This window comes from Novosphingobium sp. SG751A, assembly GCF_013149295.1.
Lineage (GTDB): Bacteria > Pseudomonadota > Alphaproteobacteria > Sphingomonadales > Sphingomonadaceae > Novosphingobium.
Map to the genome: position 1 here is coordinate 17,813 of NZ_JABGCB010000008.1, position 10,151 is coordinate 27,963.

A 10,151-nucleotide genomic window follows, 5' to 3' on the forward strand; every position below is an offset into this window, starting at 1 on the left:
TTCACCATGCGGCGCAATTATTCATATTGTGGACTTCGTTTATACTATGTAAAACCGCATCGACAAGCGGCAATAATAGGGCCGCAGCCTTCATGGGAGATTTTCGGATGCGTTTCCGCCTTTTGACGGGCTTAATCGCCGCCTCGGTATTGGCCGCCCCCGCCATCGCCAAACCGGCAAAGGAATGGATCGACCCGGCCACCGGCCACCGCATTGTGCGCATCAGCACGCAGGGCGGAACCTCCAATCTCTATTTCACGCAAAGCGCCTTTACCCCCAAGGGCGACAAGATGGTCATCAAGACCCCCGATGGCATCAGTGTGGTCACGCTCTCGGACTGGTCGGTCAAACTGCTGGTGCCGGGGCCGCATCTCAACCTGCTGTTCACCGGGCATATCAGCCGCAACGCCTATTACGCCACGCGCGCGCGCGATGATGCGGGCGGGGCGTTCGAGGTCTATGCGGTCGATGTCGATACCGGCAAGGCGAAGAAGGTGGCCGATGTGGCGGGCGGCTCGATCGGCTCGATCAATGCCGATGAAACGCTGCTGCTGGGGCAATATACTTTGCCCCCCGCCAAGGTGAACCCGGACGGCACGCTGATCCGCGCCGATCAGGGCAATAATGCCGTGCCCGGCGGCAATACCTATGCCGAAAACCGCCCCGACGGCACGCCCTACACCTATGCCGATGCGAAAACCCGCTCGCTGCATCGCCGGTTGCATGCCGGTTTCCCGATGGAGGTGTTTACGCAGAACCTCGTCACCGGCGAGCGCAAGACCATCGTGGCCAGCAATGACTGGCTCAACCATGTGCAATTCTCGCCCAAGGATCCGGGCCTTATCATGTATTGCCACGAAGGGCCGTGGCATGAGGTGGACCGCATCTGGACCATCCGCACCGATGGCACGGGCAAGAAACTGGTTCACGCCCGCACCATGAACAATGAAATCGCGGGGCATGAGTTCTTTTCCCCTGATGGCGAGACGATCTGGTACGATCTGCAAACCCCGCGGGGGCAGGTGTTCTGGCTGGCTGGCTATAATGTGCGCACGGGGCGGCGGACCTGGTATCATCTGGAGCGCAACCAGTGGTCGGTGCATTACAACCAGTCGCCCGATCTCAAACTCTTCACCGGCGATGGCGGAGACAGCGAGATGGTAGCCCATGCGCCCGACGGCAAATATCTCTATCTGTTTACCCCGCGCATGATCCCCGACGATGCCGAAATCCCCACAGCCGATGCGGAAAAGCTGATTGTGCCGGGCACATTCGATCAGGAAAAGCTGGTCGATATGCGCGCCAACAATTACAAAACCGAACCCAACATGACCTTTACTCCGGATGGCAAATGGATCATTTTTCGCGCGAATTTCGAAGGAACCACTCACACCTATGCGGTGGCGACCGCCAAGTGAGGTATGCTTTGTTGCTGGCTGCGCTGCTGGCCGCCGCCCCGGCCCATGCGGGCGTGGCGCGAAGCTGGGGCGTGGCGATGCAGGTCGCACCGGCGGCGGACGCGCCCTACGCGCCGCCCTCGATTGCCGATGCCACGGTGCGCCAGACCTTGCGCCTTTCGGCGGGCGGGGATCGGCTGCGGCTGGTGCTCGATAATCAGGACAGCGCGAGCGCCCTGACCATCGACCGTTTTGCCGTGGCGCTGGTCGATGCGAAGGGGGCGGTGATCCCCGGTTCCACCCGCAGCATCAGCTTTGGCGGGCGGCCCGGCGTGACCATCCCGGCCCATGCCCCGATGATCAGCGACTGGCTGCGCATGCCGGTCAGACCCCTGACGCGGATAGCGGTGTCCTTCCATGTCGCGCCGGGTCAGGTGCTGGGCGCGTTCCATTCCTTTGGTGCGGCCAAGACGCAACTGGCGCCGGGTGATCAGGTGGAAAAGCCTGAATTGTCGGAGGCCGCCACCGTCGAGCGGCGCTTTGTCATTTCAGGCGTCGATGTGGAGGCCAAAACGCCTTTGCGCACCATCGTCACCTTTGGCGATTCGATCACCGATGGCGTGCGCGCCACGGTCGATTCCGACCTGCGCTGGCCCGATCAATTCGCTGCCCGGCTGCAAAAATCGGGCTTGAATATAGGCGTGGCCAATGTCGGCATTTCGGGCAACCGGATGCTGGCCGATGGGGCTGGGCTGAATGCTCTGGCCCGGTTTGACCGCGATGTGCTGGCCATTCCCGGCGCCAGCCATGTGATCGTGCTGGAGGGCGTCAATGACATTGGCGCTGCATGGCGCGAAAAACGGCATGATAGTTTCGACACCGAGGCCGTGATCAACGCCTATCGCCAGATGATCACCCGCGCGCATGACCATGGCGTCAAGATCATCCTGGCCACGATCCTGCCCTATAAGGGCGCGGGCTATTGGTCCGAATGGGGCGAGACGCAGCGCCAGAAGATCAACACATGGATTCGCGAGCAAAAGCAGAGCGACGGCATGGTCGATCTGGACTCGGCAATGCGGGATAAGGCCGACCCGCTGGTGATGAACCCTGTTTACGATTCAGGCGACCACCTGCACCCCAATGACAAGGGCTTTACCGCAATGGCCGATGCCGTGCCGTTGGCGCTGCTGGCTCAGCACCCAAAGGTTCAGCGCAGGATGCCCACTCGATAGACCATCACATGCAGATAGGGTCGGCCCGGATCGATGCGGGCCGACCCGAATTGCGGGAAATGCGGCGTATCGGGCGGCAGTCCCGGCTCCAGCGCCACACCGTCGCCCATGCGATAGAGATGCCCCGCCTTGCCCGGCTTGCTGCCGTCGAAATAATTACCGGTGTAAAGCTGGACTGAGGGCTGGGTTGTCCACATTTCCATCCAGCGGCCCGAGGCGGCATCCGTCATGCGCGCGGCCAGATGGGGCAGGGCGGTCAGCCCTGCGTCCAGCATGAAACTGTGATCGAACCCGCGCGCCTGCACGATTTGCGGATCACGGCCATCGCGGATCACGGATTCGATCGTGCGCCCGCGCCGGAAATCGAACGCCGTCCCGCCCACATCGCGCAATTTCCCCGTGGGCAGGTTACCCCGCGCCACCGGCACCATGCGGCTGGCCGGGATCATCAGCCGTGCCATGGTGGCGGTCCGGCCATCGCCTTCGCCCGACAGGTTAAACAGCGCATGGTTGGTGATGTTGACGATGGTGGGCCGGGTCGTTTCCGCCTCAAACCGGATCGTCAGCGCACCCTTGGCGTCCAGCCGATAGGTGACCGACACGTGCAATTGCCCCGGATAGCCGCTGTCGCCATCGGGGCTGGTGTGGGTCAGGCGGACCATCGCGTCCTTGCCGCCATGCACCTCGGCCACCTCGAAGACTTGCCGGTCGAAACCCAGCCCGCCGCCATGCACCGAATTCGGCCCCGCGCCATTGCGGCGCAGATGATAGGTCACGCCATCGAGCGCAAATTCGGCCCTGGCGATCCGGTTGGCATACCGGCCCACCGTTGCGCCCAGATAGTCCTGATGGGCTTCATATTCCGCCGCCGTATCGTGGCCAAGCACGATGTCTGCCCGGCGGCTATGGCGATCCGGCGCGATCAGGCTTTGCAAGGTGGCGCCATAGGCCAATATCCGCGCCGAAACCGCGCCGTTGCGCAGGACAATCGCCGCCACATGCCGCCCATCGGCCAATGCCCCGCTATCCTCCATCCGCGCGGTGGCGGCATGGGCCGGGGCGCTGGCCAGTATCAGGGCCAGAGCGATCCTCAATGGCGCGGTTCCTGCGGGCTGTTGCGATGGACGGGGACATGGGCAGAGTCGATTTCTGCACCTGCCAGCGCCAGCATCTGGATCGCGGCCAGCCCCCATTGCGCGGCGGCATTGGTGGACAGGCGCGGCCATTCGATCTGATTGCCGATATGCACGCGCGGGTCATGATCCCATGTGCCAAGCCCTTCATCGCCCGAGAAGAATTCCTCCACCGCGCGGTTCATGAGCGACCGGTCATGGCGCGCCCGTGCCGCATAGGCGGTCATGCGCGAATAGGCCTCTCGCAAATTGCGCGCGCCAAAGGGCGGGCCGAATTTGGCAAGGAAGTCGGGCTTGGGCGCATTGTACCACTGACAGAATGTGACCCATGCCTGCGCATAGGATGGTACGTCGATCAGACTGATGATCTCGGCGTTGATTTCCGTCGCGCCAAAGACGGAGGAGAGGTGGCTGATGCCGATCATGTCACCCTTGCCAAGGAAACGATGCGTGGCCGGATCATAGGGCGCGCCGCCCGCCAGCCAGCCATATTTCATCGCCCCGATACTCTGCATCCCCGCCGCAATCCGGTCGCGCCATTGCGGGTCGCCGGTGCGCTCCCACTGGGTCAGCCATGCGCCCACAACTGCGGTCCAACTGGGGCCGAAACCCATGTCGAACGTGCCCTTTGGCCCGGCATAGGGTTTCGCGCCCGGCACCTTGCGACCGATCTCGACATGGTCCAGCGTCCGGTCGCTGTCCACCAGATCGGCGATCAGATCGCCCACGCGGTCATCCGCCGTCAGATAGAAATAGATCCGGCGATAGATGGCATTGGACACGCGCGGCTGCTTCGAACTGTCGCCCCAATGCTGTACCCCATGGCGCGTGCCCAGCCCCTTGAACCGGCCAAGGTGATAGGTGTCGACCTCGCTGGTATGCCGCGTCATCGCTTCGGCCAGACGGAAGGGCTGGGCCGAACCTGTGCGCAGCGCCTGATACCACAGCCACAGGTCGGGCGAGAGTTCGCTGTTGTCCCATGCAAAGCCGCCGATGTCATAGCGCCACTGATGCCGGTCGGCGTCATAGGTGTGCATGATGTCGCCATGGTTCCAGAAGCCGTACCAGCCGCGCCGGTCCACTTCGCCCGCATAGAAATCGACGAGGCGTTCGAGTTGGTCTTCGACAATCGCGCGGTTGCGGCTGGAGCGGTCGGGCAGCGACCAGTCCCCAAACACGCCCGCCTTGTTCAGATGTTCGGGCGCGGCCATCAGGCGCGGAGACGCGGCATTGGCGGCGGACATCGCCTCGATCGCGCTATTCTCCGGCGTCGCCTCACAGGCCCAGAGCGTCAGCTCATGCGTCTTGGCAATGCCGGTCGCGCTGCCCCAGCCGGGTTCGTAATCCTCATAGGTGATGTCCAGCCCGGCGTTCTGCGCGTCATAGGACTCCATCCCGTTGACCCCGCGCCATGGGCGCAGGTCCATCGGCTCGGCGCGCGGGCTCCACAGCCATGCCGTCAGATGCGCGGTATCGGAGGCCGCATCGCGCACCGACAGGGCGCTGGGGCAGGTCTGCCAGAACCAGCGCTGGGCGATGGCCGCGCCACCGCCGGGGCCGCCGACATAGGCCAAGCCCGGCGCGCGGTGGCCCGAGGCGGAGGCCACCCATGCCATATCGGCCTGCGTGCGCTTTTCGATGCGGAAGCCATCGGCATTGACCTGTTCCAGCCAGAAGTCGGACCATGTGGGGATGTACTGCAATTTGTCGCGCACCGCCGGGGCCATTTGCGCGATGGGAGGCGTGGCGCGGCCCTCGATCTGCGCGGCGCGGAAACTCGCGCCCGGATCGCGGCGCAGGCCGGTCAGCGGACGAACGGCCTCGGCAAACAGGGGGCCATCGCTGGCCATGCGGATGTGGCGGTCATGGGGCGCATCGCGCATCGGCACGGCCACCGACAGGCCCAGCGCGGCAATCGCATCGCGCGCGGGATCGCCGTCATAGATGAAGCTGTGAACGATGCGTAGATGCCGTGCCCCGGCATAGGCGTAAAAGCGCAGGACAAAGGGCAGGGCGGCCTCTTGCCCCTGCCGGTGGAGGCCCTCGACCTTGATCACGGCGCGCACCGGGCCGCTTTGCTCAAGGCTGAGGCGGGTGATCGTTCCGGCAAAGGCGGCGCCCATCTGGCCCACCAAGGATACCGGCCCCATCACGGCGCGCCCGCCGATGGCGGCCGAGCGGATCACGGCATCGCCCGATTTGGCAAAATCCCATGTCACCCCGGCGCAGGTCAGACGGATGCCGTCGGCGCTTTGCTCAATGCGGATCGGATCGGCGGGGCCGGGGCCGGGCACGCCGGGCGTAACGGTGATGCCGTCGGGCACCGCCTCGCCCATGCTGGCGGGCAGGGCGTGGGCGCTCCATTTGACCGAGCCGTCGGGCCAGAAGGCGGTGGGCCAGCTTTGCGCCGGGATGGCCGCGCTGCCTGCGGCCAGCGTGAAACCGGAACGCCGCGACACCGCCCCGCGCGGCCATGCCACACCGAAACTGTGGCCCAGATCCGAGGTCGGGCGGCCCTCCAGCCAGTGCGCGGGGGCGGGAGATGGCGTGGGCGCGGCTTGGCCGATGCGCGGGGCAAGCGCGGCGGCGGGGATCAGGCCGGCCAGTTTGAGAGCATCGCGGCGGATCATCATCGTTGAGCCTTTATGCTGATATGGCGGAAGGCCCAGTGGCTCCATGTGGTGCGCAGGCCAAACCAGCCGGATGTGTAGGGGGCAGAGTCGGTAAGGGTAAAGAGGCGCGCGCCGCCGCGCTCCACGGCGATGGTCGCGCCATCTGCGGTCAGGGTGATATGCGTCCAGCGTCCCGGAAGAAGGCGCGCATCGCCCCGGTCATGTTCGGGCAACAGCGGGCGAACTCCCGGCGTTGCGACATAACGGCGCAGGCGGGTGGTGGTGTTGCGATTGCCGCCGATGCCGACGTAATAGGTTTGCAGCGTGTCATAATCCTCGAACCGGCCGGAGCGGGGGGCGGGATCGGAACCATCCTTTTCGCGCGCCATCCAGAAGGCGTTGAGGTCGCTGACCGTATCATTGGGGCCGCCATCGGCGATGGACATGGCGTCAAAGCTGATGCGGACCGGGCCGGAGAGGCGGCGGCGATACCAGAGCGTCAGGCCGCGCGGCGTGTCGATTTCGATATCGATATCGCCATGGGCGAAGGTAACGCGGGCGGGGGCCTCCGTTTCGATGCGCCAGTCATCCGGGTGCAACGCGGCGGGGCGGGCAAACGCCACCCCGCCGCCAAAACAGAAGGCGGCGCAGAGCAGGAGAGGAAGTCTCACGCGCCGCCTCCTTGGCATCACATCTCGCCCCGGATCACATCTTGGCCCGGACGCCGAAGTATACCCGGCGACCATAGGTTTCGACGGTGGAGACGCGATAGGCGCTTTCCTCGTCTTCGATGCGCTGGGCGCCGGTGATGTTCACCAGATCGACAAAACCGGTGAAATGATCGCCGATCTTATAGCTGAACGAGGCGTCCCATTGGCCATAGGGTCGACCAAAGGCGTTGAGATTGTCGCGTTCTGGCCCGATGTTATAGCGCGAGCGCCAGTTATACGAGACGCGCGCGTTGAGATGCCCATCGTCATAGAAGGCGGACAGGTTATAGCTGTGGCGCGACAGGCCGGGGAAGCCCAGCGCCTGACCGCTGTAATAGCCCGCCGTGGTAAAGCCCTTGTCCTTGGCATAGGTGTAATTGGCCTGAAGCCCCATGTTCTTGAACACACCGGGCAGGAAGTCGAAGCCATAGACAAGGCCCGCCTCGAACCCGTTGATCTGAACCGGGGCGGCGCTGTTGTAATAGGTCGAGATGGTGAAATCGGTGCCGTTGTAATTCTCGGTCGTGGCCAGCTTATAGGGGAAGCCCTGAATATCCTTGCGCCAGAACGTGGCCGACAGATAATTCACCCGCGAGATATACCATTCCAGCCCAAGGTCATACTGCTGGGCGGTATAGGGGCTGAGCTTGGGATTGCCGCGCGATCCGGTGAGCGCAATCGTGTTGAGCGACATGGACGGCGCGATTTTGGCCAGATCGGGGGCCGCGGCCACTGACGTGGCGGTGGCGCGCAGGATCAGCTTGTTGGGCACCAGTTCATAGCGAAGATTGGCGGATGGCAGGACATAGGTGTGGGCGCCGGTGAAGGTTACGGGGGCAAAAGTGCCCGCGCTGGTGTTGATATTATAGCCCGAAGCGATGGTTTCCATGCGGATCAGGCGCGCCCCCACCACCACGGCCAGACTGCGGTCAAACGGGGTAAAGCCCCATTTGGTCGAGACATATCCGGCCCAATTCTTCTGCTTCACATCATAGGTGTCGCCCGGCGACCAGTTGCTCGTGCCATAGGTGGAGGGGATGCCTGCCGCATTGGCGATAGCCATGTTCATGTTCAGCCAGCGCTGAATATTGGTCGAGCCGATATTGCCGGTCGAAAAGAAGTTGTGATCGCCAAGATCGGCATATTTCACGTAGGACTGGATCTGCGAGAGGATCGCGGCATTGGTGCCGGTTGAGGTGACGGCATCGACCGCCGTGCCGGTGACCCATGTGCGGGTCTTGATGTCGCCTACGCCGCTGGTGGCGGTATAGCCTTCATAGGTGACGGTGCCGTCGTGATAGATCGAATTGAGATCGGTCACGCGGCGCTGGACGCCGAACTTGATCTGTTTCAGGAAGCCGCCGACGTCATAATCGCCGTCGAACTGGAAATTGCGCTCGGTCTGGACGTTGAGGCGCGGCTTGTGCTGGATTTGCAGATTGTTGATGCCTGCCGGGTTGGTGGGGTCGGTCGACAGACTGATGTTGGGGGCGCCCGCCGGATTGCGATAATCCACCGTTACCGAGGTCAGGCCATATTGCGTGCCCACCACGTCGATCTCATCGTTGAAGGCACGCGCCCAGGAGTAGCCGCCCCGCGCGCGCAGGGTCAGCTTGGGGCTGACATGCCATTCGCTGCCCAGAGTGCCGGTATAGGTCTGGCGGTCGATTGTGCCATTGATGTTGCGATAGGATACGCCAAGAGCATTGGTGCTGTTGGGATTGGCCACCGGGGTTTGCTGGAACTGCACATAACTGGCCGCGTTTCCGGCGTTGACACTGGTGTCATTGCCAAGCGTCAGCGCCGAGGTCAGGGCCGAGAATGTGTTGATCTGCATAAGCTGCGAGTTCAGCGTCTGCTGGCCGCGCGTATAGGTGTTGTCAAAGAACAGGCGGAAATTGTCGGACGGCCGCCATTCGACAATGCCGTTGAAGGCATAGCGTTCGGTGCGTTCGCGATACATCGCATAGCGCGGAATGTCGGGATAGAAATCGCCCGTGCCGTCATGGTTGAGATCGACGCAGCCGGTCTGCACCGTCTGGCTGCACGTGGCCGCCGCCGCGCCCACCTGGCGGATCTGGCGCCAGCCTGTCGTCTTGGCCTGATCGTACCACAGGCTGCGCTTTTCATAGGTGGCCGAAAGCAGCACGCCCAGCGTGTCATGCGCGAAAAGATGGCTGCCGATCAGCGCGAATTTGGGGTCGAGCCGGTCACCCAGCGTGCCGTAAACCCCCTGAACCGATCCGGCCAGATAGTCTTTTTTCGTGTCAAACGGGCGGCGGGTGATGATGCGCACCGTGCCGCCCAATCCGCCCTCGGTCATGTCGGCGGTGGCCGATTTGACGACTTCGAGGCGGCTGATGAATTCGGCCGGGATGTCGCGGAATTCGACCGCCGGGTTGGTAGCCGACCCTGCGGCGGGGCCTGCGGCGGTGGAAAGGGTGGATTGCCCATTGATTTCAACGCGGATCAGGCCCGGATCGACGCCGCGAATGGAAACCGCAGAACCCTCGCCGCCCGCGCGCTGGATCTGGACCCCGGTGATGCGTTGCAACGCTTCGCCCACGTTCTTGTCCGGGAACTTGCCCACGTCCTCGGCAGAAATCGCATCGACCACTTGATCGGAATTGCGCTTGGTGTTCAATGCATTGGCAAGGCTCTGGCGAATGCCGCTGACGATGATGTCAGGGTTGCTGGGCGCGCTTTGCGCGCGGGCCATGGTGGGGGCCAGAGCGGGCGCGACAAGCGCGATGATGAGCGCGGCGGACGCAGACGAACACCGCCAAAGGTGAACCTTTGAAGCCATGGTGGACAACCTTCCCTGTTATCATTTTTAATGTTGCTCAATATGAACTTATCGAGCGCATTATGAACCTATCGCCAAGATAATCACTTGGCAAGGCGGATTGCAAAATATTGCTGATTGGTCATTAGCTACTGAAATATAGCGATAAAGATATGTCGTGATGGCAAATGGCAATGCAGTTTAACGGTCGTTATGTGGGAGTTGATCCCACTTTGTGAAACGAATGGTGTAAAAGATTCGCGCCTGTGCCCAAAACAA

Annotated in this window: 6 protein-coding genes; 2 read left to right on the plus strand and 4 right to left on the minus strand. The window is 62.9% G+C overall.

The window, feature by feature from the left end:
• Positions 1–107: 107 nt before the first annotated feature.
• Positions 108–1,418: an oligogalacturonate lyase family protein gene (locus tag FHW96_RS12085; RefSeq protein ID WP_172340835.1), complete on the plus strand. Its 1,311-nt coding sequence runs from the start codon at positions 108–110 to the stop codon at positions 1,416–1,418.
• A complete protein-coding gene (locus tag FHW96_RS12090; protein WP_371815700.1) occupies positions 1,415–2,632 on the plus strand; it encodes an SGNH/GDSL hydrolase family protein in 1,218 nt (405 codons plus the stop codon). The genes FHW96_RS12085 and FHW96_RS12090 overlap by 4 nt, the downstream gene beginning before the upstream one ends.
• Here FHW96_RS12090 and FHW96_RS12095 read toward each other — a convergent pair.
• The 4 genes from FHW96_RS12095 to FHW96_RS12110 are packed head-to-tail and all read right to left on the minus strand — an operon-like array spanning position 2,608 to position 9,893.
• The gene (locus FHW96_RS12095; RefSeq protein ID WP_371815712.1) at positions 2,608–3,666 is read right to left on the minus strand and encodes an aldose epimerase family protein; all 1,059 of its coding nucleotides are present in this window, start codon (positions 3,664–3,666) and stop codon (positions 2,608–2,610) included. The genes FHW96_RS12090 and FHW96_RS12095 overlap by 25 nt on opposite strands.
• A 56-nt stretch (positions 3,667–3,722) precedes the next feature.
• A complete protein-coding gene (locus FHW96_RS12100; protein WP_253950911.1) occupies positions 3,723–6,398 on the minus strand; it encodes a Tat pathway signal sequence domain protein in 2,676 nt (891 codons plus the stop codon).
• Positions 6,395–7,048 carry a DUF6250 domain-containing protein gene (locus tag FHW96_RS12105; protein ID WP_172340838.1) on the minus strand — a complete coding sequence of 218 codons (654 nt, stop codon included), beginning with the start codon at positions 7,046–7,048 and terminating at the stop codon, positions 6,395–6,397. Before FHW96_RS12105 ends, FHW96_RS12100 begins: the two co-directional genes overlap by 4 nt.
• 34 nt (positions 7,049–7,082) lie before the next feature.
• A complete protein-coding gene (locus FHW96_RS12110; RefSeq protein WP_172340839.1) occupies positions 7,083–9,893 on the minus strand; it encodes a TonB-dependent receptor in 2,811 nt (936 codons plus the stop codon).
• Positions 9,894–10,151 lie beyond the last annotated feature (258 nt).

Bases quoted from the DNA above. Each gene is read 5' to 3' on its own strand.
- FHW96_RS12100 (WP_253950911.1), bottom strand. From the start codon at position 6,398: ATGATGATCCGCCGCGATGCTCTCAAACTGGCCGGCCTGATCCCCGCC.
- FHW96_RS12110 (WP_172340839.1), bottom strand. From the start codon at position 9,893: ATGGCTTCAAAGGTTCACCTTTGGCGGTGTTCGTCTGCGTCCGCCGCG.
- FHW96_RS12085 (WP_172340835.1), top strand. From the start codon at position 108: ATGCGTTTCCGCCTTTTGACGGGCTTAATCGCCGCCTCGGTATTGGCC.
- FHW96_RS12095 (WP_371815712.1), bottom strand. From the start codon at position 3,666: ATGGAGGATAGCGGGGCATTGGCCGATGGGCGGCATGTGGCGGCGATT.